This window comes from Winogradskyella sp. ABM4_392 (assembly GCF_056160445.1).
Window position 1 is genome coordinate 415,668 of record NZ_JBSWXE010000001.1, and the last position, 24,080, is coordinate 439,747.

The 24,080-nt window shown below is 32.5% G+C and carries 23 protein-coding genes and 1 tRNA gene; 12 read left to right on the top strand and 12 right to left on the bottom strand.

From position 1 onward, the window contains the following. Positions 1 to 9 precede the first annotated feature (9 nt). Complete coding sequence (locus ACXAFS_RS01725) at positions 10 to 690, bottom strand: hypothetical protein (RefSeq protein ID WP_475304891.1); 681 nt, start codon at positions 688 to 690, stop codon at positions 10 to 12. An 84-nt stretch (positions 691 to 774) separates the two neighbouring features. Here ACXAFS_RS01725 and ACXAFS_RS01730 point away from each other — a divergent pair, with 84 nt between their 5' ends. Further along, complete coding sequence (locus ACXAFS_RS01730) at positions 775 to 1,707, top strand: SPFH domain-containing protein (RefSeq protein WP_475304892.1); 933 nt, start codon at positions 775 to 777, stop codon at positions 1,705 to 1,707. A gap of 1 nt (position 1,708) precedes the next feature. Next, positions 1,709 to 2,221 (top strand): hypothetical protein, encoded by a 513-nt coding sequence (locus tag ACXAFS_RS01735; RefSeq protein ID WP_475304893.1) that lies wholly within the window; start codon positions 1,709 to 1,711, stop codon positions 2,219 to 2,221. Between the two features lie 46 nt (positions 2,222 to 2,267). Here the strand turns inward: ACXAFS_RS01735 and ACXAFS_RS01740 are convergent, their stop codons facing one another. The 3 genes from ACXAFS_RS01740 to ACXAFS_RS01750 form a co-directional block, all read right to left on the bottom strand. After that, positions 2,268 to 2,744: a DUF1761 domain-containing protein gene (locus tag ACXAFS_RS01740; protein WP_475304895.1), complete on the bottom strand. Its 477-nt coding sequence runs from the start codon at positions 2,742 to 2,744 to the stop codon at positions 2,268 to 2,270. Between the two features lie 102 nt (positions 2,745 to 2,846). Continuing rightward, on the bottom strand, positions 2,847 to 3,338 hold the full coding sequence (locus ACXAFS_RS01745; protein ID WP_475304896.1) for a hypothetical protein: 492 nt from the start codon (positions 3,336 to 3,338) through the stop codon (positions 2,847 to 2,849). 6 nt (positions 3,339 to 3,344) lie between these two features. Beyond that, on the bottom strand, positions 3,345 to 5,351 hold the full coding sequence (locus ACXAFS_RS01750; protein WP_475304897.1) for a glutamine--tRNA ligase/YqeY domain fusion protein: 2,007 nt from the start codon (positions 5,349 to 5,351) through the stop codon (positions 3,345 to 3,347). A gap of 146 nt (positions 5,352 to 5,497) precedes the next feature. Between ACXAFS_RS01750 and ACXAFS_RS01755 the strand changes: the two genes are divergently transcribed. The 3 genes from ACXAFS_RS01755 to ACXAFS_RS01765 all read left to right on the top strand — a co-directional run bounded on the left by ACXAFS_RS01755 (position 5,498) and on the right by ACXAFS_RS01765 (position 6,227). After that, the gene (locus ACXAFS_RS01755; protein ID WP_320554884.1) at positions 5,498 to 5,698 is read left to right on the top strand and encodes a zinc ribbon domain-containing protein; all 201 of its coding nucleotides are present in this window, start codon (positions 5,498 to 5,500) and stop codon (positions 5,696 to 5,698) included. A gap of 45 nt (positions 5,699 to 5,743) precedes the next feature. Continuing rightward, entirely contained in the window at positions 5,744 to 6,106 is a 363-nt protein-coding gene (folB, locus tag ACXAFS_RS01760) for a dihydroneopterin aldolase (RefSeq protein WP_475304899.1), read from the top strand. A 50-nt stretch (positions 6,107 to 6,156) separates the two neighbouring features. Further along, a tRNA-Cys gene (locus ACXAFS_RS01765) sits at positions 6,157 to 6,227 on the top strand. Between the two features lie 35 nt (positions 6,228 to 6,262). Here ACXAFS_RS01765 and ACXAFS_RS01770 read toward each other — a convergent pair. From ACXAFS_RS01770 to ACXAFS_RS01785, 4 genes are all read right to left on the bottom strand, one after another. Next, a complete protein-coding gene (locus tag ACXAFS_RS01770) occupies positions 6,263 to 6,946 on the bottom strand; it encodes a LysE family translocator (RefSeq protein WP_475304900.1) in 684 nt (227 codons plus the stop codon). 109 nt (positions 6,947 to 7,055) lie between these two features. Then, entirely contained in the window at positions 7,056 to 7,727 is a 672-nt protein-coding gene (locus tag ACXAFS_RS01775) for a head GIN domain-containing protein (protein ID WP_475304901.1), read from the bottom strand. 22 nt (positions 7,728 to 7,749) lie between these two features. After that, positions 7,750 to 8,049, bottom strand: coding sequence for a YbjQ family protein (locus ACXAFS_RS01780; protein WP_475304902.1), 300 nt, complete (start codon positions 8,047 to 8,049; stop codon positions 7,750 to 7,752). Between the two features lie 67 nt (positions 8,050 to 8,116). Continuing rightward, on the bottom strand, positions 8,117 to 10,351 hold the full coding sequence (locus tag ACXAFS_RS01785) for a ribonuclease R family protein (RefSeq protein ID WP_475304903.1): 2,235 nt from the start codon (positions 10,349 to 10,351) through the stop codon (positions 8,117 to 8,119). Positions 10,352 to 10,975: 624 nt separating this feature from the next. On the opposite strand from ACXAFS_RS01785, the gene rpiB reads away from it, so the two are divergent. From rpiB to ACXAFS_RS01800, 3 genes are read left to right on the top strand one after another with little or no spacing between them, the layout of a single operon-like run. After that, the gene (gene rpiB, locus ACXAFS_RS01790) at positions 10,976 to 11,410 is read left to right on the top strand and encodes a ribose 5-phosphate isomerase B (protein ID WP_475304905.1); all 435 of its coding nucleotides are present in this window, start codon (positions 10,976 to 10,978) and stop codon (positions 11,408 to 11,410) included. A 24-nt stretch (positions 11,411 to 11,434) separates the two neighbouring features. Then, entirely contained in the window at positions 11,435 to 12,340 is a 906-nt protein-coding gene (locus ACXAFS_RS01795) for a cation diffusion facilitator family transporter (RefSeq protein WP_475304906.1), read from the top strand. Beyond that, positions 12,340 to 12,783, top strand: coding sequence for a GNAT family N-acetyltransferase (locus ACXAFS_RS01800; RefSeq protein ID WP_475304907.1), 444 nt, complete (start codon positions 12,340 to 12,342; stop codon positions 12,781 to 12,783). The genes ACXAFS_RS01795 and ACXAFS_RS01800 overlap by 1 nt, the downstream gene beginning before the upstream one ends. Here ACXAFS_RS01800 and ACXAFS_RS01805 read toward each other — a convergent pair. From ACXAFS_RS01805 to ACXAFS_RS01820, 4 genes are all read right to left on the bottom strand, one after another. Next, complete coding sequence (locus tag ACXAFS_RS01805; RefSeq protein WP_475304908.1) at positions 12,780 to 13,625, bottom strand: OmpA family protein; 846 nt, start codon at positions 13,623 to 13,625, stop codon at positions 12,780 to 12,782. The genes ACXAFS_RS01800 and ACXAFS_RS01805 overlap by 4 nt on opposite strands. Positions 13,626 to 13,724: 99 nt before the next feature. Continuing rightward, the gene (locus tag ACXAFS_RS01810) at positions 13,725 to 15,359 is read right to left on the bottom strand and encodes a S41 family peptidase (RefSeq protein WP_475304910.1); all 1,635 of its coding nucleotides are present in this window, start codon (positions 15,357 to 15,359) and stop codon (positions 13,725 to 13,727) included. Further along, positions 15,340 to 15,732 (bottom strand): ribonuclease P protein component, encoded by a 393-nt coding sequence (gene rnpA, locus ACXAFS_RS01815; RefSeq protein WP_475304911.1) that lies wholly within the window; start codon positions 15,730 to 15,732, stop codon positions 15,340 to 15,342. The genes ACXAFS_RS01810 and rnpA overlap by 20 nt, the downstream gene beginning before the upstream one ends. A gap of 19 nt (positions 15,733 to 15,751) precedes the next feature. Then, positions 15,752 to 16,561 carry a S24 family peptidase gene (locus ACXAFS_RS01820; protein WP_475304912.1) on the bottom strand — a complete coding sequence of 270 codons (810 nt, stop codon included), beginning with the start codon at positions 16,559 to 16,561 and terminating at the stop codon, positions 15,752 to 15,754. A gap of 340 nt (positions 16,562 to 16,901) precedes the next feature. Between ACXAFS_RS01820 and ACXAFS_RS01825 the strand changes: the two genes are divergently transcribed. From ACXAFS_RS01825 to ACXAFS_RS01840, 4 genes are all read left to right on the top strand, one after another. Then, positions 16,902 to 20,279: a hypothetical protein gene (locus ACXAFS_RS01825; protein WP_475304913.1), complete on the top strand. Its 3,378-nt coding sequence runs from the start codon at positions 16,902 to 16,904 to the stop codon at positions 20,277 to 20,279. Between the two features lie 88 nt (positions 20,280 to 20,367). After that, positions 20,368 to 21,888, top strand: coding sequence for a patatin-like phospholipase family protein (locus ACXAFS_RS01830; protein WP_475304915.1), 1,521 nt, complete (start codon positions 20,368 to 20,370; stop codon positions 21,886 to 21,888). Between the two features lie 35 nt (positions 21,889 to 21,923). Then, on the top strand, positions 21,924 to 22,532 hold the full coding sequence (locus tag ACXAFS_RS01835) for a hypothetical protein (protein WP_475304916.1): 609 nt from the start codon (positions 21,924 to 21,926) through the stop codon (positions 22,530 to 22,532). Between the two features lie 815 nt (positions 22,533 to 23,347). Next, on the top strand, positions 23,348 to 23,914 hold the full coding sequence (locus tag ACXAFS_RS01840; protein ID WP_475304917.1) for a hypothetical protein: 567 nt from the start codon (positions 23,348 to 23,350) through the stop codon (positions 23,912 to 23,914). Positions 23,915 to 24,080: the final 166 nt, after the last annotated feature.

Consider the following 24,080-nt stretch of genomic DNA (forward strand, 5'->3'; position numbering starts at 1 on the left):
CATAAATTACTAAAATGTAATAATAGCAGTAAAGGCAATCATAGACTGGTTGCCTTTAAATTTGTTATCATTTGTACCAAGGTTAAGGTCTTCATCATTGAGTTTATTCAAGATATTGGTAAATCCATAAATATATTGCGCTCGCAATCTAAACGCACCAAAACCAGCTGATAAACCTACTGCTCCATTCACATTAAAGTTTGAAATTTTAGAAATATCTTCAGTTAAAAGTGTATCGTAATCCGATATTATGTAACCTTCTTTAGAACTATCTTTAAGTTCTAAATCTCCATTATACTGAAGCATTGGACCTAAATCTAAGGTTAAATTACTTCCTATCAACTTAGCATGAAATAAAAATGATAATTGTGCCGTAAGTAACTTGTATTCTACAAATTCTTCCATAGGATTAGCTAATGAAAAAGCAGCAATATCAATGTTATTTTCAGATAGAAGAATGTTGTAACTTACGTTATACCATTTGTGAGGAATATCTACTGAAGCAGATAAACCTCCTATAAACCCATAATTCTTTTTAGTCACAAAATTGTTCGTGATAATATCAAACTGAGTTACTCCTCCTTGTATACCAACACCATTTTTTATGGCATAACGCTTATGTTGGGCGTAAGTAAGTGTAACAAAAGCCATACTAATGACTACTAATAGGATGTATTTAAGTTTTTTCATGATTTACTGATGAATTGCCAGTAAATATAGTTTAAATTAGTACGAACATTTATTTCTAACCATTATTTAAAAAAATAATTATTTATGGATTTTCCGATTTTCTTAGTTCCAATTATATTTTTTGGACTTGTTATTTTAATTTCATCTTTCTTTATCGTAAAGCAACAAACTGCAGCAGTTATAGAGCGTTTTGGTCGTTATCAAAGTATTAGACATTCTGGTTTACAAATAAAAATTCCATTAGTAGACAGAATTGCTGGTAAATTAAGTTTAAAAATTCAGCAGTTAGACGTTATTGTTGAAACCAAAACTTTAGATGATGTATTTGTACGCTTAAAAGTGTCTGTACAATACATGGTTATTAAAGAAAAGGTATATGAGGCATTCTATAAATTAGACTATCCTCATGAGCAAATTACAAGTTATGTATTTGATGTGGTACGTGCAGAAGTACCAAAAATGAAATTAGATGACGTTTTTGTTCGTAAAGATGATATTGCGATTGCTGTAAAATCTGAATTGAATGATGCTATGATGGATTACGGTTACGACATCATAAAAACCTTAGTTACAGATATAGATCCTGATGCACAAGTAAAAGCTGCAATGAACCGTATTAATGCTTCTGAACGTGAAAAAATTGCCGCTCAGTATGAAGGTGATGCACAACGTATTTTAATTGTTGAAAAAGCTAAGGCCGAAGCAGAAAGTAAGCGATTACAAGGACAGGGTATTGCAGACCAAAGACGTGAGATTGCGCGTGGTCTAGAAGAGTCTGTTGAAGTATTAAACAGAGTTGGAATTAACTCACAAGAAGCTTCTGCGCTTATTGTTGTAACGCAGCATTACGATACGCTTCAATCTATTGGTGAAGAAACAAATAGTAACTTAATCTTATTACCAAATTCTCCACAAGCTGGTAGCGATATGTTGAATAACATGGTAGCTTCTTTTACAGCAAGTAACCAAATTGGTGAAGCCATGAAAAATGCCAAAAAGAAAAACGACGACGAATAAAATGAAAAATGTACTTGTTATACTATTTTCATTCTTAAGTTTTTGTTTGTTTTCTCAAACAAAAGAAGATGCTCTAAAAGACGCTAAGATAACATCTAAAGCAACGTTAGATGGAGAGTATGAAACGGTTTTAAAACACACTCTTCCTTCAGTCATTGAAATGATGGGAGGTAAAGATGTCGCTCTTTATTTTATAGAATCTACATTTGAAGGCATGAAAAAACAAGGTTTTGTGTTAGAAAAAGTAGATATATTAGGTGTTTCTGAAATTGTCGAAGAACAAAATCAATACAGGTGCATTGTTGAAAAATATACTGAAATAGTAATAGAAAATCAACGTGTAAAATCTAAAAGTTATCTTTTAGGAATTTATAATAAAGAAGGTAAATATTGGTGGTTTATTGAAGCAAAAGATATTTTGAGTGATGAGATTACTCAAGAAATTTTGCCAAATTTTAAAACTAATTTAGAAATACCTGACGATGAAATTTCTTTTGAATCTTTAGAAGATTAACAAAAAAACCGAAGTTTGCACTTCGGTTTTTTTATGCTTTAATTTATTATTTCCAACCACAAAGTATGGCTCCCATAATAGCTAAGGTAACTACCCAATAGCCTACATTTATTAAGATGTACTTCCATCCTTTTCTTTCAAAAAGCGCATTAATTCCTAAAACTGGTAGTACAAAAAATAAAGCTCCTATCGCGCCATGTAAAGATCCATGACCATAGTTACGATGCATGTTTCCAAACTCTGCCATAAATGCTTGAAATGATTCTGCATCAGGGTTTGTAAAGGCTAATTGTTGCGCTGCTACTTGATGAATTACCATACCATTTACAGTAAAGGCTAACATGAATGATAGTACCAATGTTAGACCAAAAATCACAGCAATATTACCGCTTTTCATTTTCTCTTCAGTCATACCTGAAGCTTTCATCCAAGCAGTTCCTAATACGCTTGGGTTGTACCATATAGCACCAATTAAAAGTGGAACAATGGCTGCAACCACAATAGCTAAAAAATTTAATTCCATAATCTTATTGTTTTAGTTAGTATTTTAAAAGTACAAAAAAACCTCTAAGTCTAAGACATAGAGGTTCTGTTGTTATTTTTTACTTTTATTCTTTGGTGTATATTATTCCTTTAAATAGTCGATTAAAGTATATTTTATTCTATTTTCCTTAAGAGCATTTTCAATTTTTTTAATTTTTGAATCAACCTTGACATCATCGAATGATTCTTGCCAATTAAAAGAAAATATTGGAAGTTTCCATTCTGAATAAGTCATTTTAGATACATTTATTGTGTCTTTGAAAAGTACCATTTTAGCACTCCAGCTATGAACATTTGCTGGCGATACTTCATAATTCGAAAAATCACTAATAAATTTACACTCAGAAATTGAATTCAAAGCATTAATAGTTGGTTCAAAAGAATCAGCATCAATCATAAATTGTACTAGCCAGTTATTGTTAAAAATATTTGCATTAGAATTAATTAAATTCTTTTGGATCTTCCCTCTGGTTTCATCACCCTGTAAACCTATTTCTAATCCGTTTTTAGAACTATTATAACACCCAAAAAAACAAGTTATTAAAATCAGATATGATAAAATAGTTCTAAGCATAACTTCTTATATGTCATTGGCTTCGCCAACTAAAATTTCATTCTTATCTTCTAGAGCTTTAGCTATAAATTCATTAATAGCGTCATTACGATCTAAGCCACTTTTAAGCAACTCTTTTAATGCAATCATTACAGCGATACGAGTACCTGCTTTTTTTACAGCAGTACCAAATAAAGGCTCTAAATCTTCATATGAGACATCTTTAGCTAAATCCATGATTTCTGCTTTTGCTTTTGCTTGCTTAGCTTCAGGATAATTAGTGTATTTTTTACCTAATTGCTGAATGATGCTAATTGCTGAACGCTTTTGTTGTTGTGGCTTGGCTTTTGCTTGCGCAGTAGCTTGTGGTTTCGGCTTTTGCTTAGCCCAACTATCTCTTAATCCAACCGTTTTATTAAACACTAGCTTTTCTGAAGTGGAATCTTCATCAACTACAAAATAACCCAATCGTTGAAATTGGAAGCGCTCACCCACTTTAGCTTCAGACAAACTTGGTTCTAAGTATCCTGTTCTAACATTTAAGGAATTAGGATTTAAAAATTCCATAAAATCTTTTTCCTTATCGCTATCTGGTGCTTCGTGCATAAATAAACGATCGTATTCTCTGACCTCAGCAGTTATAGCATGCTTTATAGAAACCCAATGCAGTGTTCCTTTTACTTTTTTAGATGTATCTGTATCGTATGTACAATGTATTTCGTTTACTTCACCGTTTTCATCCTTAATTACATCATTAGCCTTAATGATATAAGCGTTTTTTAATCTTACTTCACCACCAAGTTTCAATCTGAAAAATTTGTTACCAGCTTCTTCTTTAAAGTCTTCTTTTTCGATATAAAGCTCTCTTGAAAAAGGTACTTTTCTATATCCTGCTGAATCATCTTCCTGATTATTCTCAGCTTCTAACCATTCTTCTTTATCTTCAGGATAATTGGTAATAACAACCTTTACAGGATCTAAAACTGCCATGACACGATTTGCGGTCTTGTTTAAATCTTCTCGAATACAAAATTCTAAGAGTGAAACATCAATGACGTTTTCGCGTTTAGCAACACCCACTTTTTTAATAAATTCTCTAATTGAATTTGGTGTATAACCTCTACGACGTAAACCAGAAATGGTTGGCATACGTGGATCGTCCCAACCAGAAACCACCTTCTCTTCTACCAATTTAAGCAATTTACGTTTACTCATAATGGTGTAAGACAAGTTTAAACGTGCAAATTCGCGCTGTTTTGGTGGTAAAGGTAATTTGTCCTTAGCATAATCATATACATGGTCTCTAAACCAATTATAAAGCTTTCTATGAGGTTTAAACTCTAATGAACATAAGGAATGTGAAATTTGCTCTATGTAATCGCTTTCACCATGAGTCCAATCGTACATTGGATAAATACACCATTCATCTCCTGTTCTATGATGGTGTGCATACATAATACGGTACATAATAGGATCTCGCATTAGCATGTTAGGGTCTTCCATATCTATTTTTGCACGCAATACGTGTGTGCCTGCCGGAAATTCACCAGCTTTCATACGTTGGAATAAATCTAGGTTTTCCTCAATACTTCGGTCTCTGTAAGGACTATTAGTACCTGGTTGTGTTGGAGTACCTTTTTGCTCCGCCATAGCTTCAGAAGATTGGCTATCTACATAAGCTTTTCCATCTTTAATTAATTGTACAGCCCAATCGTAAAGTTTATCAAAATAGTCTGAAGAATAAAGTTCATTCTCCCATTGGTAACCCAGCCAAGCAATATCACGTTTTATAGCATCTACATATTCTTGTTCTTCTTTTGCTGGATTGGTATCATCGAACCTTAAATTTACAGGTGCATTATATTTTTCGCCCAAACCAAAACTAATGCCTATAGCTTTGGTATGGCCAATGTGTAAATAGCCATTTGGTTCTGGTGGAAAACGAAAACGCAGTTTATCTTTCGATAAACCGTTTGCTAAATCTTCTTCTATAATGTGCTCAATAAAATTGAGTGATTTTGTTTCTTCTGACATTTTTTAAAAGGGTATTAGGGATTAGTTAATAGGCTTAAGTTTTCCTAAAAATTAAATCTCTAAATTATCTCGCAAAATTAAGTAAAATGTAACATTAATGCACCATATGTTACTGATAGAATGTAAATAACCAAAATCAAAAAAATATGAATTACAAATGTCCAAAATGCGATAACACCACTTATGAACTTGGTGAAATGAGAGCCACTGGTGGTACACTATCTAAAATTTTTGATGTACAGAATAAAAAGTTCACTTCAGTAACATGTAAAAAGTGTACTTATACTGAGTTTTTTAAAGCTAAAACGAGTGCTATTAGTAATATTTTTGACTTTTTTACTAATTAAAGATTCCTGCCTTCGCAGGAATAATAGAAGGTTTATCTTTGCAGTATGGGAATAATAAAAGTTGAAAATATCCGCGTATTTGCTAATCATGGTTGTTTAAAAGAAGAAACTGCTATTGGTAGCGACTATCGAGTAGATGTTGTAGTTAATGCAGATTTATCTAAATCTTCTCAAACCGATAATTTAAGTGATACTGTAGATTATGTGTTTTTAAATAAGGTAGTACGTGAAGAAATGGCAAAACCTTCAAAACTACTCGAAACTGTTGCGCAACGCATCATAGATAGAATTCTTAATGAAGATAAACTAGTTTCTAAAGTTTCTGTTTCTGTGAGTAAAATTAATCCACCAATTGGTGGTGATGTAGAAATGGTAAGAATTAAACTTTCTGAAAAACGAAAAAAGTAAGTCTGTATAGGGTAAAACAGTAATAATTTATATATTTGCCCTCGCAATAAGGTGTCGTGGCCGAGTGGCTAGGCAGTGGTCTGCAACACCATCTACAGCGGTTCGAATCCGCTCGACACCTCAAAAAAAGCCTTTAACTAATGTTAAAGGCTTTTTTTAGTTTATAGGATTAACCTTATCTATTTGTTCCTTCCCTTTCTCGTAAAGTTCTGGAAATAATCCTTGTGACAATAGTAAAATACCAAAGCCAAGAATAACTAAGGCTACTATTTTCTTAGTTTTAAAAATACGTCTTGGAGTCAACTTATTTTTTAAACGTTTAGCAGCTGCAATTTTAAATAAATCACATACAAAATAGGCCACTAACATGGTGACTATAAAAACCGTTATACCATTCTTTGAAGTTGTTATTGTAGTCCCTATAACTATAAAACCTAACCAACCTAAAAGGACACCAATATTTATAAAATTAAGCAGGAAGCCTTTTGCAAAAAGCTTTCCATAATTCTTCTTTGGTAATTCTATACGATGATGTTCTCTAACTATAGATCTAAAAGATTTAGAAATCTTTATAAAAGATATTAAACCATACACCACGAGTAGAACACCTCCAAAAACTAATAATTTAGGATCGTCCTTAATCTTATCCAAAAGTGTATCTGTACTCATAAAAATGAGTAGAATAAAAACAACATCTGCGAGGATTACACCTAAATCAAAAATCAGAGCACTAGTAAACCCTTTGGTTGCACTAGTTTCTAATAATACAAAGAATACTGGACCAATAGTGAAGGCTAAAATAATTCCAAAAGGAATGGCTCTTAAGATATCGTCTAACATGTAAACTTGCGGTTTACACAAAAGTAGTAAACTAATTAAGAAATGTTAAACGAAACCTATTGAGATTTTTTAGTTGTAAGTCTTATTGAAATTATTATAAAGTATAGCATTACATGCGCTTAACTTTACCTCCTAAAACTTTGCTTTCATTAATTGTTTTAGGCTCACCGTAGATATAGACATTACCACCTGCTTTAATCCTAACATCCACAAGTTCTGAAGCATTAACATAAGCTTCTCCTCCAGCATTAACGCTTACTTCTGTTTGTTCTGTGCTAAATTGTTCACCATTAAAAATACCACCTGTGTAAATAGAAATATCTTGATTTTTTGAACTTCCTGAAACATTAATTATTCCACCTGTAACAGCTCTAAAATTAGCATAAGAAGTTTTAAGTTCTGCAGTAATTTCGCCACCTTCTTGAGTTTTTAAATCAATCTCAAACTGTTCAATAGGATCATTAACTACAACATTTGCTCCTTCATTAGCATCAATAACATCAACCGAAGTGTAATACAACTTTACAACAGTGTCATTACCATCGTAACTTTCTTCGAGCTTCATTCTTATTTTTAGCTTACCGTTTTTATTTATAACCTGGACATCCTCTTTATTATCACCTGCTATAATCACTTTATTTTCGTCAGATTTTATCATTTTGAGATTAATTAAATCATAGACTTTTACTGTAGAAAATTCACCAATAGTTTTCTCAATAGTATCTTGAGCATTTAAAGTTAAACCTATTACTAACGCTAATAATAAAGCATATTTCTTCATAATTTATTTAATTTTTGTTGTGCTAAGCAGCTACTTTTACAGCTGTTCCTGTTACGGAAACCATAGCATAATTACTTGTCATGAGTTCTATCTCAACCTTAATACCAACAACAGCATTAGCATTCAATTTTTTTGCATTTTCTTGTAATTGCTGAAATGCTTTTTCTTTTGTAGCATCAACACTATTTCTTATAGATACCAGGTATTTAGACATGCTAAAACCCATCACTATTTTCTCTTCTGCTAGTGCTACACCTGTAACTATACCAAGATAATCTACTATTTTGAAGTTTTCTATTGAATTGGTTGTGGTAAGAATCATAATTATTATTTATTTACAAGATGCTGAAATAAATTCAGCATGACAAATTTTAACTATACTAACGGCTTTATTCAGGTTTTCCAACTAAGTAAAAATCTAAATGTTTCTTCACTAAATCAGTATCTTTTACTTTGACAATAACCTCATCTCCAAGTTGATACATATTATGTGTGTTACGACCAATCATAGCATAATGCGACTGATCAAAATCGTAAGTATCGTCTTTCATGTCTCTAACACTTACCATGCCTTCGCATTTATTAGACTCTATTTCTACGTAAATTCCCCAATCTGTAACTCCAGAAATAACACCTAAAAATTCTTCGTCTTGATGATCTTGCATAAAACGAATCTGCATGTACTTTATAGAATCGCGCTCTGCTTTGGTTGCCAGATATTCCATGTTACTACTGTGTTTACATTTTTCTTCGTAAACTTCTTCGTTAGCAGATTTACCACCATCTAAATAGTGCTGTAATAATCTGTGTGCCATAACATCTGGATAACGACGAATTGGAGAGGTAAAATGACTGTAATAGTCAAAAGCTAAACCATAATGACCAATATTATGCGTTGTATATTCTGCCTTAGACATGGTACGTATTGCTAATGTGTCTACTAAATTCTGTTCTTTTTTCCCTACTACGTCTGTTAGAAGTTTATTTAAAGATGCAGCAACACTGTTTCTATCTTTAAAATTTAATTGATGACCAAAACGACCAACTACAGTTTGTAACTGTGCAAGCTTAGCTTCGTCTGGCTCGTCGTGTACACGATACACAAAAGTCTTTTTCGGGTTTTGCTTACCTATAAATTCTGATACTTTACGGTTAGCTAACAACATAAATTCTTCAATTAGTTTATTGGCATCTTTACTGGTTTTAAAGAATACTCCTACTGGATTAGCTTCTTCATCTAAATTGAATTTCACCTCAACCTTATCAAAAGAAATAGCACCAGTTCGCATACGTTTTGAACGCATCTTTTTAGCTAAACGATCTAAAACTATAACAGCTTCTGCAATTTCTGGTTTAGTGTTATACTGGTCACCTGTTAGCGAAACTTCCTTAGGAATTGTAGTGTCTAAATTAGACGCTTCGACTGCGCTCAGCGTGACATTAGGATTATTTTCTATAATAGCTTGTGCTTCTTCGTAAGCAAAACGTGCATCAGAATACGTTACGGTTCTACCAAACCATTGGTTTTTAATTTCGCACTTATCATTCATCTGAAACACTGCAGAAAAGGTATATTTTTCTTCATGTGGTCGTAACGAACATGCTCCATTAGATAAACGTTCTGGCAGCATTGGCACTACACGATCTACTAAATAAATAGATGTAGCACGTTCGTAAGCTTCATCATCTAAAACTGTTCCTGGTTGCACATAGTGTGATACGTCTGCAATATGAATTCCTATCTCATATAAGCCGTTTTCTAAAACTTTAAAGGATAATGCATCATCAAAATCTTTTGCGTCCTTAGGATCTATCGTAAAGGTTAAATCCTTTCGCATATCTCTACGCTTAGCAATTTCTTCTTCTATGATAGAAATATCTAGATCATTGGCAAACTTTTCTACTTCATAAGGAAACTCATGTGGTAAACCATACTCCGCTAAAATGGCATGTATTTCTGTATTATGTTCACCAGGTTTTCCTAAAACTTCTAATACTTTACCATAAGGTGAATCGGCTTTTTCTGGCCAATCTGTAAGTGTTACCAACACTTTATCACCATCTTCAGCCTTTTTAGTTTTATTAATTGGTACAAAAATGTCTTTGTACATTTTACTGCTATCTGCAACTACAAAGGCGTAATTTCTGTTTTGTTGAATTTGAATGGTACCTACATATTCAGTTTTAGCACGCTTAATAATATTGGTTATTTCACCTTCAATTTTACCTCGTTTTCTGCGTTTATAAGCATAGAATTCTACTTCATCACCATCTAAGGCTTTGTTAATATTATTAGATGCTATAAAGACATCTTCTTCAAAATCTTCTGAAATAACGTAACCATTTCCTTTAGAAGCTAAATCTAAAATACCTGTATAATACTCAGCTGTTACAACTGCTTTAAACTTACCACGATCTACTTGTTCTATTTCTTGTTTGGCAGCAAGTTTTGCTAAAGTTTTAATAATCTGGTTACGGCTACTAGCATCGTTAACACCGATAATAGCCGCTATTTGTTTATAGTTAAACGATTTGTTTCGTTCTTTTTTTAGGATACTTAGAATTGTATTTGTAAGGTTAGAAATCTTGTTTTTACCGGATTTCTTTTTTCTTTTTCTTGTCATTTAATTATGTAATCATATTCGTTTCCTAAAAGTGTTAGGAATTCTTCATTTAAAACTTAATAAAGGTGGAAGTGAAGTTATTAAGTTTATTACAAAGCTACACTATTAAAATTTAAAAGTGTTTAGATAAGGTTAAATAAATGAAAATTCACTTATTCACATTTATATATACTATTATCATTTTTCTTTTAAAATTTAAAAAAATAAATAATGGTTATTATAGGGTGTTAATTACTAGTATAACTTTTTGAAGAATTATTTTGATAAGTTGAAGTTTACACTTTATTACGGTTTAGTTAACATTAAATTTACATGTAACCACTTGATTTTTAAGAAAAGTAAAATTATTGTAAACAAGTGTTAATAACTCATGTTAATAGAAATGACTCATATTTTATTTTAAAAACACTGTTAATTTCGTCTGTTAGGAGTATGAATAACTTCCTCGAAAAAAATGAATATTAAATTTTGATTTTAGAATTCAATTCTTGTTTGAAAAAATTCTGCAACAATCCTAATTTTTATTTTTAAAACTTGTGAACACTTATTAACAAGTAATGAGAAATTGTATTAACCAGATTTTATTATTTGTAATTTTGCAGAGCAAAACAAACACTTATTAACATGACAATTTCCATCGGTAACGATCACGCAGGACCAGAGTATAAACAAGCTATAATACAACATCTTGAAAATAAAGGATATACCATTACTAACTATGGTACAGATACTGCAGATAGTGCTGATTATCCAGATTTTGTACATCCTGTTGCTAAAGATGTTAATAATGGAAATGTAGATAGAGGCATTTTAATTTGTGGTACTGCAAATGGTGTTGCTATGACTGCTAACAAATATCAAAATGTTAGAGCTGGTGTTTGTTGGATAGCTGAAATTACAGAATTAGCGCGTCAACATAATGATGCAAATATTATTTGTATACCAGCACGCTATACATCTATTCCACAAGCTATAAAAATGGTAGATATATTTCTAAATACCGAGTTTGAAGGTGGACGTCATAAAAGACGTATTGATAAAATTCCTTTATCTTGTTAATACCAATCCGTATTTTGGTATGGCATGAGTCATTCACATACACATAATCACTCTGATTTAAAAGGTAGAAAGCTATTAATAACAATAGTTTTAAACATTGTTATAACTGTAGCTCAGGTAATTGGTGGTTTAGTATCTGGTAGTTTATCTCTTATTAGTGATGCTTTACATAATTTCAGTGATGTACTATCGCTTATAGTAAGTTATGTAGCTGCAAAATTAACGCAAAAAAAAGCCTCAATTAACCGAACTTTTGGTTATAAACGTGCAGAGATACTAGCTGCTTTTATTAACGCATCTACTTTGATTATTGTCGCTATAATTTTAATAAAGGAAGCTATTGAGCGTTTTCAAAATCCACAGTCAATAGATTCTAATTTAGTTATATGGTTATCGTTAATTGCAATTTTTGCTAATGGCTTTAGTGTATTATTATTAAGAAAAGAATCTTCTAATAATATTAACCTTCGTTCCGCTTATTTACACTTATTAACAGATATGTTAGCAAGTGTAGCTGTATTAGTAGGTGGTTTATTAATGAAATATTACGAATTATTTTGGGTTGATAGCTTGTTAACATTGTTAATTGCATTATATCTAATTTATGTAGGCTATGATTTATTAAAAACATCAACCAAGATGTTGATGCTTTTTACACCAGAACATATTAATATTAAAGATGTTGTACGGACTGTGAATAAATTACCAAAAGTTAATAAACTACACCATGTACATATATGGAATCTTAGTGATCATGAGTTGCATCTCGAAGCTCATTTAGATCTTACAGAAGATATTAGTACTACAGAATTTAATGATCTATTATTACAGATTGAAGCACTCCTTCATGAAGAGTTTGATATCAATCATGTTACCATTCAACCAGAATACAATAAAGAAGATCCAAAAGAAGTAATTGTACAAGACTAATGTTAGATATACAAACCAAGACATTCAATCAATTGAATACAAGAGAGCTTTATGACTTGCTTCAACTAAGAAGTGAGGTTTTTGTAGTTGAGCAAGATTGTGTTTACCAAGACATTGACGAAAAGGACCAAAAAGCTTTACATGTTTTAGGTTACAGAGGTAGTAAATTAGTGGCTTATACACGTATATTTCAACCAGGTGATTATTTTGATGAAGCTAGTATTGGTAGAGTAGTGGTAAAAGAAAAAGAGCGACAATATGGTTTTGGCTATGATATTATGAATGCTTCAATAGAAGCTATTAAAAAGAACTATAAAACTTCAGAAATAAGAATTTCTGCTCAGACCTATTTAAAGAGATTTTATAATAATCTAGGGTTTAAAGAAGTAGGAGAGGAGTACCTAGAAGATGGTATTCCGCATGTTAACATGATTAAAAATTAATCTGTTGACTTCTTTATAATTCGTGTTACAACAATTTCCACACGTCTATCTAACTCTGGTTCGCCTCCAAGTGGAAATTTACGTCTTTGACCTACAAACTTCATTCTATAACGTTTAACACCTTTATCAGCTAAATAATCGTAAACTGTTTTCGCTCTAGCTAATGAGAGATTACGCTTTTTAGTTTTTCTATCTATAGCATCTCGTGAGCCTTGGGTACAACACACATGGCCTTCTATATTAAAGTAAATATCTGTACGTTCTACTAATATTTCTGCAATCTTATCTAATTTAGCTTTAGATTGTTTGGTGAGGTAACTATAACCTGTGCGGAATAAGATATTCTCTAATTGAATTTTATCACCTTCTTTTAATTCTCCTCGTAATAAATCTTCAGTAGTTTCTTTTTTAGGTGCTTCAACAATTTTTTCTCTTGGTGGATCATAAGGTTGTACGATAATTTCAACTTTACGGTTTAAACCACGAATTTTATAGAGATCATTATCATTAACAACATTGAGTAAAATTTCACCTTTACCATCTACATTGGTAATTACAGATTCATCAAATTCATTATTAGAAAATACTTCTTTTATAGCATCTGCGCGTTGTTGAGATAATACCATGTTATAAGAATCACTACCTCTATCGTCACAAAATCCATAGATAGATATCTTTTGAATATCCATATTTTCTATTTCGGATAAGAATAATAGAAGTCGGCTTTCTTCAGTTTCAGGAATTTCGTATTCATCAGTCAAAAAATATACCTGATGCTTTATCTCTTTTTGAGCAAAAGCAAACTGAAAACTTAGGCATATGATTATAATTAGGGACTTCATTTTTAATTAAATTTTCTAGTATTTTGAAAATTTATATAACATTAAATATAAATAATTTTTTGCAATACGTGTTTTTGTAACTATGCAAGCGTATATATATTACCTCAAAATATTAGCATACTGACTTGGATTATTGAGTATACTTAAAGCTTTTTTAATCTCTGTATTATTAGCTGTGTAATAGGTATATAAGCCTTCGCTATAAAAGTAACGTTTAATAATTTCGTCCGTTAATAAAGATTTTAATTGGGTTTTATTAGCATCTATAGCATTGGATTTATAAGCTTGTAACGCTGCTGATAAATTATGATATTCTGAATTTATAACTCCTTCTAATTCCTCTTCTTTAGCAATTTCCATTGCATCACTAATGGCTTTTTCTGTTTTAGTTTCAAAATTAAAACCAGTAGTTTTTAGGTAACTTTTAAAGGATTTAAATTCGCTATCAGATAGTTGAAACTCTTTTAAATTTTCAACTGAATTTTGATAGTAATAATCTGTTGCGAAGTTAAAAACTGAGTTTTCGCTTAAAATAGCTTTTGTTATTGGTGTTTGTTTAGCAAATTCCACTTCTATATCTGGTTGTACTCCACCACCATCATATACAGGTCTTCCGTTTTTAGTCTTAAATTCATTGTAATTTTCCTTTTTAACACGAGTGGCTTTTCCGTTTTCATCTCTATTCCAATAGTCTAAAGCTTGTATACAACGACCAGAAGGTGTGTAATAACGTGAAATAGTAATCTTCATTTGTGTACCATAAGTTAATGGTTTAGGACGCTGTACTAAACCTTTACCAAAGCTACGTGTGCCAACAACAACAGCTCTATCCATATCTTGTAAAGCACCAGAAACAATCTCGCTTGCCGATGCGCTTCGACCATCTATTAAAACTACTAATGGTATTTCTGTATCAATAGCATCGCGCTTTGTGTAATACGTTTTATTGTACTTTTTTACCTTAGATTTTGTAGTTACAACTAATTGATTTTTTGGTACAAAAATATTAGTGACATTTACAGCCTCGTGCAATAAACCACCTGGATTTCCTCTTAAATCTAAAATAAGTTGTTTAGCACCTTGGTTTTTTAAGGCTCTAAGCGCTCCTAAGGTTTCTGAAGATGCTTTGTCATTAAATTTTCTTAATACGATGTAGCCAGTTTTATCATCTATCATTGAGTAGTGTGGTACGGCTTTAATCTCTAATGATTCTCTAATAATTTTAACCGTATTGGTTTTGCCTTGTCTTTTATAAGTAATGTTAACTTCTGTACCAGCAGCACCTTGCAATAAATTTGCAGCATCATCTTTAAAATCTGAAACCACCACATTATCTACTTTAATTATCTCGTCTCCAGCTTTTAAGCCAGCTTTATCGGCCGCATAGTTTTTATAGGGTTCTACAATAACCAATTTATCTTTTAGCGTTAAAACTTTAGCACCAATACCTGTATAATCACCAGCATTATTTATTCTAGAAGCTTCTACATCTTGTTCGTTATAAAACTGTGTATATGGATCTAAATCATCTAGCATACTCTTTATAGCAGTATCCATAAGATCTCCAGGATTGGTTTCATCAACATAATTCATGTTTAACTCTTTAAACATTGTTGTGAAAATTTCAATCTGCTTAGCAATTTCAAAGAAGTCATTTTTAAAAGCTGTAGTGCTTAAAAAGATAACCACAGCAACTGCTGGTATTACTATTTTTTTATGTAGTAGATTCTTCATCTTTTCTTGTTTTATTTAAGAATTTCTCAAATAACAATTTCATTTTGTTATCTATTTCATCAAAATTTGTTCCATCCTTACTAAAATACAATATCATAAACGCATAAGATGTTGAACTATTGTTAAAATATAAAGGCTTATTAAGTCTATAGGCCTCTCTAAGTAATCGTTTTATTTTATTTCTTGCTACAGCTGTTTTATGAAGTCGCTTGCTTACAGATACACCAGTTTTTAAAATACTGTTGTCTTCAAATTCTGTTTGTAGAAAAATAAGTTTTAAAGGATAAACTGTTACGGACTTACCTTCATTAAACAATCGCTCAATGCTTTTTTTACTTTTTAGTTTGTCTTTTTTTCCGTATTTAAATTGCATTGGTAAATGATGAAGATAACTAATTAAGACTTTTTCGTTGAATAACACCTTCTAGATCAACAACTTTACTTTCTAATTCATGTAAACGATCATAGATATCTACTGGTTCTGGCATTTGTTTAGAAGCATACATGGTAACATACCAAACCTCAACAACCTCTTCTGTATTTATAGTATAAGTTGGATAGTTACCATCTTTATTGTCACTTTTTAAAATGAGTTTATCACGTTCAGCAATTCTATTAATAACACGCTTTAAGACAATACCATCATTTTTACTAACAATAACATAGACACGACCATCCTTAATATCTCTTAAATCTTCCACATATTTACCAAAGACCAAATCACCATCAAAAAATGTTCTTACCATGGAGTTACCTTTAACCTCAAAACATCGATATGTACCATTTGTAAGATGTGGCATATTGAAAGACGGTAAGGTTTCAATATATTCTGGATCTCCATAACCATTTAGATATCCAGCTCTAGCCTTAACAGGTACATAAATTACATTTTCATTTCCGGTTTGATTTACTGCAATTACTTGGGGCATTCCAGAATATGTTGGATTTATAGCAACCTCAGATTTTAGCATCACATCACTTTTTCCAAAGAGATAATCAGGATTAATATCAAACTCTTCAATTATAGATGACAATACATCATAACCAGGTTTGGTTTTCTTTCGAGATCCGTCAGATTGAGGACGACCATTAACAATGCTGTCTATAGTGGTACCTGTAACACCTATGCGTTTAGAAAAAGCAAAATTATTGAGATTAAAGTGATTAATGATTGCTTTTATTTTATCGTCTATTGCTTCCATAAGAAAAATAAATAAAACTTTTTACAAAATAATTTAAAATATGTTTGTTTTAATTTGTAAAATGATGTATATTTGTACTCTATTTTGTTGCTAATATAATTAAATTAGTAGTAAATTCAAACATTTGTAATAATATAAATGTTTTTTCTAGATTTTATTCCAAAGACGTCTTTAAAATCTTAGTAGAAATTCCATTAATCAGTAATAGCTGAATTATGGAATATTTAAAGTTTATGCCTTGTATTAAGGCGATTGTACACACATAACCTGTTGGAGAAGCGAAAATTAAACAGTTCTGTGTAAAGAACTTAAATGAATGTATAAACTTTAAAATTAAAAAATGAGTACAGAAATTAAACAAAACCTATTCAGGTTTGTGACTTTGCGAAATCCACAATTAATTGAAAAAAAAGAAAATGAAGACTATAAGGGCTTTGTTTTCCATCCAGAGCTAGATTCCCCAACGCCACTAAGTAAATTTTTAGATGCGATTAAGGAAGTAAGTAAAGAAGAAGAACGTGTTGCAGCCATAAAAAATGTTGCTGAAAGCTTCAGTCCATTAAAAAACAGGGTAGAGGTCAAATCTCTAAACACTGGCTTTTACCAATTTTCACATTGGTTAACGCGGAACAAAAATGTGTTATCATATACAGATATAAGTAAAAACACTGAAAACCTTAGCGTTTTAAAACCAGAAGAGGAAATTGTGTTGTGGGATAACCTCGTTTATCAAACAATTAATAAGAGCTCTGTATATGTAAGAGAGGCTTTAATTCAGATGTTAATTGCCAATAAATTCCTAAATGCCTTTTTAAAATTCTCTGAAGGGATTTCTGAAGAAATAACATTTACTGAAGACCAGGCACAAGAATTTACAAGACGTGCTAATGCAAGTGTTGTAATGCCTCAAAACCTTATTCTTACAAGTTCTTCTATCAAATCAAGTAACTCAAAGCAGCTCTCAAAAAACCAGCTAAGCACCATTAGTGATACGCTCGAAGTAGACTTAGCAAAAGCAAGGATTGATGCTTACAAGCAATTAAAGAAAGAGTTGCGACCTATTGAGGAAGCTTACACTAAAGCCAACAAAAAGACCTATAAAGAAGCGTTGGATAAATACAATTCAGATGTTCAAAAATTGTATGATGAAGCTACACCTGTAATTGTAGAAGAGACAGATCCTAAGACAGGGAAAACCTTTAGTGCTAAGACCTATCCAGATTTGGTCATACCGGATTTCTCCTTTGTTAGGGAAGAAGCAATTACTGAGGCATATATGACTGGCAAATTAGAAGAGAGCTCCCTAGAGTTATTTAAGTCCGAAGAATTAGATGCTTACGATGAGTTTTCAGAAGTCATAAAAGCTATCAATGAAAAAACAAAAAAAGAAAGTGAAGTAATTTTTGCCAAAACATCCAAATTACCAAAGGCTATAAAGATTGGAGGGTCTGTTTTAAGAACCGAGCAACCGCCATCTCCATACGATTACAATATCCCAAATATTATGGAGCTTATGCCAAGCGGTTTGGCGAGACCTCTTATGCTATTATTAAATGGTTTGCAGACTTCCCAAATTTCAAATGTAGAATGTACAATAGATTTTAATAACGGAGACTCTTTTACCCAACAAGGCTTTGTAACTGTTGGGACAAGTCTAACGACTATGAAATTGTTTCCAATGGGAGTTAGTTTTCCGGTAAATACCGATACATATACTTTAACGGGTAGTATTACCCTCGTTTCTGGTGAAGAGTTGACGTTTGTACAGGTTGTAGATACAAAGACGAGGTATAACTTAGGTAATTTTAACAGTACAGGTGATTCAAGCACAACTTCAGAAATACAGGGCGTCACTAGATTAGGGATAGGTGATTTTAGAAGAGTAGAACAAGAAGTCTGTTGTTATGTACCTGGTGAAGTGTCTCACATTGAGAATGTAATGAAAGGTGAGTTTAAAGAGCGAAAAAATAAAATATTAAAGCGAAGCGAAAACACGTTCACTACCGAAAATGAGAGAACTACCGAACAATTAAGGGATACGACTTCAACGGATCGTCATGAAATAGAACAAGAAACTTCCCAGATTATATTAGAAGATTCTGCCTTTGATCTTGGAGTAACCTTAACCACTTCTGGGCCTAATACAAGCCTGGGTGTTAACTCTAATTACGCGACTATCAATTCTTCAGAACAATCAGATTTTCAAGCTGTTAGCTATGCAAAAGAAGTTACAGAGAGAGCATTGGAACGTATAGTAGATAGGGTCAGAGAAGAGCGTATTACAAAAATCATTGAAGAGTTTCAAGAAGAAAATACCCACTCACTAGATAATGTTTCTGGAAGTGATCATTTAGCCGGACTTTACAGATGGGTAGATAAAGTTTACAAAAACCGAGTTGTAAATTATGGCAAACGCCTTATGTACGAATTCAATATACCAGAGCCTGCTGCATATTATATAAAGCAAAAAGCTAACGAAAATAATATTGATGATTCTAGTCTAGAAGTTCCTGTAGATCCAAGAGCACAGTTACTACCAGACGAAACACCAAATTTAAATCGCGTAGCTACCCACTTAGATATCGACGATTCTAATTATGCATTTTGGGCCGGTAAGTATAACGTCTCCATCACACCTCCTCCAATGGGAGAAATGGCCGTAACCAAGAGCTTTAAAGAAGAGCCACAGTCACAGAGCTGGAAGTCTTTTATTCACCAGAACATCCAGATTCCAGAGAACTATTACTGCAACAAAGGGAAGATAAGACTTGTAACGTCTCACGAAGGAGGCAACAACTTGTTAAAATTCAAATTTCAAATAGGTGAGGATAAATTTAGCTTCTCAACAACCACTATTAACGATGGCATGCATAGAAACTTCTATTTAGATAATAAGTTTGAAAATGAACTAAGCGTGTCTATTGTTGAGTATGATGCTGGTGCCTATGCATTCAATATTATATTAGAATGTAACTTAAAAGAAGAGGCTTTTGAACAATGGCAGCTAGAGACCTTTAATAAAATCGTAACTGCTTATGAAGCTAAAAAGGCACAATACGATTCTGCTCTTAAAGAACTTGGACAGAGCAGTAACAGCCTATTCTCCATTAACGGTTCTAATCCATTGTATTACAGACAGATTGAGCAAACAGAGCTTAAAAAGAACTGTATTTACCTTATGAAGGACCATCTTTCCATAGGTAAAGATTTTGTAAACGAGCTAACAAATGATGAAATGGTTCCACAAAATAACGAGGCGTTTGGTAACTATGCAGCGCTCACAAGTTTTATGGAGCAAGCGTTCGACTGGAAATTGATGACCTACCTCTTCTATCCATACTTCTGGGCAGACAAAAACAAATGGTCAGACCTTTTCGGCTTAGAGGACAATGACAATGTGTTCCAGGCATTCTTAAAATCTGGAATGGCACGCGTTGTTGTACCAGTAAGACCGGGATTTGAAAAAGCTATTATGAATTTCTTTGAGACTGGTGAAATCTGGGACGGAGGAGAGCTCCCTGTCTTAGACGATGAACTTTACTTATCTATTGATGAGGAGTTACAAGAGCAACAAGGCGTTGTAGAAGGCGATCCTTGGGAAACAAGAGTACCAACAGCATTAACTGTTTTACAAGCACAAAACGGAGCTATAGAAGGTAACGGACTCCCTTGTTATTGCGAAGACCACGAAGCTTCTGGAGTAGTAGTGGCTACATAATTAACACCTATAAAACAATTAAGTAAATTTTTTTAAGCATACCCTCTCGTTGAGGGAGGGTGTGCTTTTATGATTAAAAACAAACACAATGAGTACTAATAAGAAAATAGATATAAATACAATAGAATACTTGTCTTTTGAAGGCGGTGGCGGAAAGGGATTGGTATACCTAGGGGCTATTCAAGCATTAGAAGAAAAGCTAAGAGGTCAAATAGGACGTTCAATAATAAATATTGAAGAAGACTTAGAAGACAGAAAAATAAAGGGAATCAGCGGCGCTTCTGCGGGAGCCATCACTGCATTTATGTTAGCTATGGGTATGAGTTCTGAAGAAATAGAAGAGGAGATTAAGAAGCTGGAAGTGGGCAACCCGACACAATTACATAAAACCTATAATTTGGTAATTGAAGATTTTGGACTATTAAGCCTGTCTGGGTTAAATGGTGCAGAAACATTTCTCGATGACGCAAACATGTCGAATCGGTTCGTTACTAAAACAAAACGGGTTTTTAATTATGAAACGTTAAGGAACTATTTTAATAAAGAAAATTATATAGCTGAAGCGATTCAAAATTTCACTATCCCTAAAAGCGGTGTGCTAAATAACCAGGTGTTACAGAAATTATTTTTTGCTGACCCTAGAGGCAGGTTATTAAATAACAATGATAATATTGGAGGAGCATACTTAAATAGCTTACTATATCACCGAGGACTATTTCCCGGATTATTAGTTAGAAAGTTTTTTAAAAAGATGATAGACAAGTATTTGATTCAAAAAGTTAAAAAACAAAGGAATATCAATTTACCAAAGCCTGATAATTTAACCTTTTACGATTTTTTTAAATACACAGGTGTAGATTTAGTGGTTACAGGTGTTAATATCTCTCAGCAAAGGTCTTTGTACTTTTCAACATACCACACGCCTGATTTTCCGATTATTGAAGCCGTGGCTATATCCATGAATATCCCAATAGTGTTTAAGCCTATTTATGTAGACTATAAAGTTGATAGGGGCAGGGATGATAATTATAACCTGTACTACAAAGGCTTATTTGGTGATGGCGGCATGCTCAACAACTTTCCTATTCACGCGTTTAATGATTTAAAACAAAAAAGAGTAGAGTTTAAAGACCAAAAAGTTAATTATAAACTCAGTGGAACTACTTATAATAGTGATGTAGATTTTAACCAAAAAACCATAGGGTTCTTACTTGGAGACGATATTGCTAATGATATACCATTACCAAGAGCTTTTAATGAAGAATTTCCTGCGCTAGAAAATGTTTCAATCAATCAATTAACTAGCTACTTAGGGGACTTGTTCAAAACCTTTATGTCTTCAGGCTCAAAAGGAAGAATCCGGAACGCCATTGAGAATAGTTATACTATAGAGTTAAATACCGAAGGGATGGATATTTTAGACTTTGCGCATTACGACAATGATCAGTTTAGGTCAAATGTAATAAAGAAAAACCTATACGGCTTAAGAAACTTAAAACTAAAAAAAGAACTATTAAGTATAGCAGACGAATTTATGGATAAATCACAAATTAAAGTTTTAAGAATAGAAGAAGCCAAAAATAAAGTTTGTGACATAATTAGTAATTAATAGTATATTTGATACAATAAATTTTTTTAAAAAGTATGAAAACCAGATCATTAGCCCATATCCTCTTAGGTTTCTTTATTTTAGGCTGTACAGGTTTAGAACAGACCAACTTCGATTATGAGTTTAAGATATGTGAAGATTGTAATAACAAGGCAGATATTATTGCTTTTGAAAAGAAAAAAGGGTCTATACAAATTTCATTAACACCTGAGGAATTAGGCAAGGTTTTTAAAGCCTCTTCGGACACCTTATCAGAATCAACAACCCAAAAAGAAGACTTGTTTTCAGGGTTTAGCCCCAATTTAAATATTTTTTATGTCTACCAAGACCCAAAATCATCTGTTAGAGAGTTCACTTGCTATAGTTTTTTGAGGTCATTAGATATGGAAAATGAAGAGAACGCTGTATTTACGGGCACAGCAATCAAGTTCTTCCATGAAGACCCCATCATAGACAAAAAGGCACCGAGAAAATACAAGAATGGATTTTCGTGCAAGGAGCTTCGGTACCTCTACGATAGGGCAAAAGTAAAGGACAGCATTATAAAAGAAGCGTCGGCAAGGTTTTATTCTATAGAAAAGCTAGCTAGTACAGAAGGCGAAAAGCATGAGAACTGTAAGGACTTTATGATTAGTTTTTTATAGCGGTAAGAAAACCAAAAGCATTAAAAACACAAAAGCCACAGCCGACTGTGGCTTTTGCAACATATGAAAAAAGTAAAAACAGTTCTTTTGGCCATAGGAATAGTATCATTGTTGATATTCGCCTACAATTTGTTTATCTACTTATTTGTGTTAGATTACTTAACACTGGATAATGGGAAGCTTTTGCCCGTTCAGGGAGGAGAAATCACAAGGCGGAAAGTACTAAACTCAACATTGATATTCTTGGTTATCGGTTTAGTTTTGTTGATGGGCTATTTTATGTTGAGGAATAAAGGAAAAAGCAATAACAAACCTCAAGATTAAATAGTTGTTTTTTGGTGCTACAAAACCATAAAAAAAAGAAAGTTCTACAATACATATTCTACAAGTACCATTTTTAAGCCATAGCATAAGCCATGGTTTTTGCCCCTTGCTAGCACTCGCCTGAGATTAGCGCCAGCTAGGGCTCAAAAACTATAGTATCACATTCAACTATTGAAACTTTTAAAAAGAACCAGAGAATTGCAAATTTTGGATTTAGAGCCCAAAAGTTTTCTCATGAAACAATCTGTAAAACTCTAAGCGGTTTTGTTAATAAATAGAGTTAATCCAAAGAAAGGGAATATTTTTAGACCAAATTAAAAGCCATAAGAAACCTATGGCTTTTTTGTGTTTTATGACACACAGCTGAAGAGATAATAAAAATAGCGAAGCCCACAATGGATTAGAAAGATTGGAGTGACGAATACACAAAAGAGGAAATAGAATTAAAGTTTAAACGTATATTTCAACTGCACAAAAAAAAAATAGGAAGTATGAAATATTTAAAACCAATAATTATATTGTTTTTTTTGTTCAATTTAATGTGTTGCAAAAAATGGGATAAGTCGCAAGAAGAAATGGAAGACATAAGAACATATCAGAATTTAGGAGTTGACGGTTTTTATTATCTCAATAAAAACACACAAGACATCTCTGTTTTACCTTTAATTAAACCGTATTGTTTAATGAGAATTGTAGATGGGGTTTGGAGTTTAGACACTGAAAGTTTAGAAAACGAACTTGGGGGAATTATTGATCCTACCCAGTATTTCGGAGTTCAGAACATCTATATTTATGGCTACAAGCCTTATAAAAAGGGTAATAGTGGCTCTGAATTTGATGTGCCCCAAAAATGGTTTCTAATCAATACAGAGAAACATACGCTTACTTATTTTGATACTAAGGATACATTTAAGGCAGAACTCATGAAGCTTGAGTTAACAGAGGAGTTTCTTGGCCCAGATGAGATATATCAGTCTTTCAAAGAAAACCCCATATTACCATGGTTTCCCGAAGAGATAAAAAAGCAGATGAAGGAGGCAAAAAAGAAAATCGAATAAAAAACAAATAGGAATAGCCACAGAAACACTGTGGCTATTTTATTGCATATATGTATTTAGCCTTAAACATTCTCTCACCAACGCTCGTGTGCGATGAATGTTAAGAAGACAAGTAAAAATAAAAGTTAAGTGGGTATCCGTAGCTTTTATTATTTTAACCCAATTA

Bases quoted from the DNA above. Each gene is read 5' to 3' on its own strand.
- ACXAFS_RS01725 (WP_475304891.1), bottom strand. From the start codon at position 690: ATGAAAAAACTTAAATACATCCTATTAGTAGTCATTAGTATGGCTTTT.
- ACXAFS_RS01730 (WP_475304892.1), top strand. From the start codon at position 775: ATGGATTTTCCGATTTTCTTAGTTCCAATTATATTTTTTGGACTTGTT.
- ACXAFS_RS01735 (WP_475304893.1), top strand. From the start codon at position 1,709: ATGAAAAATGTACTTGTTATACTATTTTCATTCTTAAGTTTTTGTTTG.
- ACXAFS_RS01740 (WP_475304895.1), bottom strand. From the start codon at position 2,744: ATGGAATTAAATTTTTTAGCTATTGTGGTTGCAGCCATTGTTCCACTT.
- ACXAFS_RS01745 (WP_475304896.1), bottom strand. From the start codon at position 3,338: ATGCTTAGAACTATTTTATCATATCTGATTTTAATAACTTGTTTTTTT.
- ACXAFS_RS01750 (WP_475304897.1), bottom strand. From the start codon at position 5,351: ATGTCAGAAGAAACAAAATCACTCAATTTTATTGAGCACATTATAGAA.
- ACXAFS_RS01755 (WP_320554884.1), top strand. From the start codon at position 5,498: ATGAATTACAAATGTCCAAAATGCGATAACACCACTTATGAACTTGGT.
- folB (WP_475304899.1), top strand. From the start codon at position 5,744: ATGGGAATAATAAAAGTTGAAAATATCCGCGTATTTGCTAATCATGGT.
- ACXAFS_RS01770 (WP_475304900.1), bottom strand. From the start codon at position 6,946: ATGTTAGACGATATCTTAAGAGCCATTCCTTTTGGAATTATTTTAGCC.
- ACXAFS_RS01775 (WP_475304901.1), bottom strand. From the start codon at position 7,727: ATGAAGAAATATGCTTTATTATTAGCGTTAGTAATAGGTTTAACTTTA.
- ACXAFS_RS01780 (WP_475304902.1), bottom strand. From the start codon at position 8,049: ATGATTCTTACCACAACCAATTCAATAGAAAACTTCAAAATAGTAGAT.
- ACXAFS_RS01785 (WP_475304903.1), bottom strand. From the start codon at position 10,351: ATGACAAGAAAAAGAAAAAAGAAATCCGGTAAAAACAAGATTTCTAAC.
- rpiB (WP_475304905.1), top strand. From the start codon at position 10,976: ATGACAATTTCCATCGGTAACGATCACGCAGGACCAGAGTATAAACAA.
- ACXAFS_RS01795 (WP_475304906.1), top strand. From the start codon at position 11,435: ATGAGTCATTCACATACACATAATCACTCTGATTTAAAAGGTAGAAAG.
- ACXAFS_RS01800 (WP_475304907.1), top strand. From the start codon at position 12,340: ATGTTAGATATACAAACCAAGACATTCAATCAATTGAATACAAGAGAG.
- ACXAFS_RS01805 (WP_475304908.1), bottom strand. From the start codon at position 13,625: ATGAAGTCCCTAATTATAATCATATGCCTAAGTTTTCAGTTTGCTTTT.
- ACXAFS_RS01810 (WP_475304910.1), bottom strand. From the start codon at position 15,359: ATGAAGAATCTACTACATAAAAAAATAGTAATACCAGCAGTTGCTGTG.
- rnpA (WP_475304911.1), bottom strand. From the start codon at position 15,732: ATGCAATTTAAATACGGAAAAAAAGACAAACTAAAAAGTAAAAAAAGC.
- ACXAFS_RS01820 (WP_475304912.1), bottom strand. From the start codon at position 16,561: ATGGAAGCAATAGACGATAAAATAAAAGCAATCATTAATCACTTTAAT.
- ACXAFS_RS01825 (WP_475304913.1), top strand. From the start codon at position 16,902: ATGAGTACAGAAATTAAACAAAACCTATTCAGGTTTGTGACTTTGCGA.
- ACXAFS_RS01830 (WP_475304915.1), top strand. From the start codon at position 20,368: ATGAGTACTAATAAGAAAATAGATATAAATACAATAGAATACTTGTCT.
- ACXAFS_RS01835 (WP_475304916.1), top strand. From the start codon at position 21,924: ATGAAAACCAGATCATTAGCCCATATCCTCTTAGGTTTCTTTATTTTA.
- ACXAFS_RS01840 (WP_475304917.1), top strand. From the start codon at position 23,348: ATGAAATATTTAAAACCAATAATTATATTGTTTTTTTTGTTCAATTTA.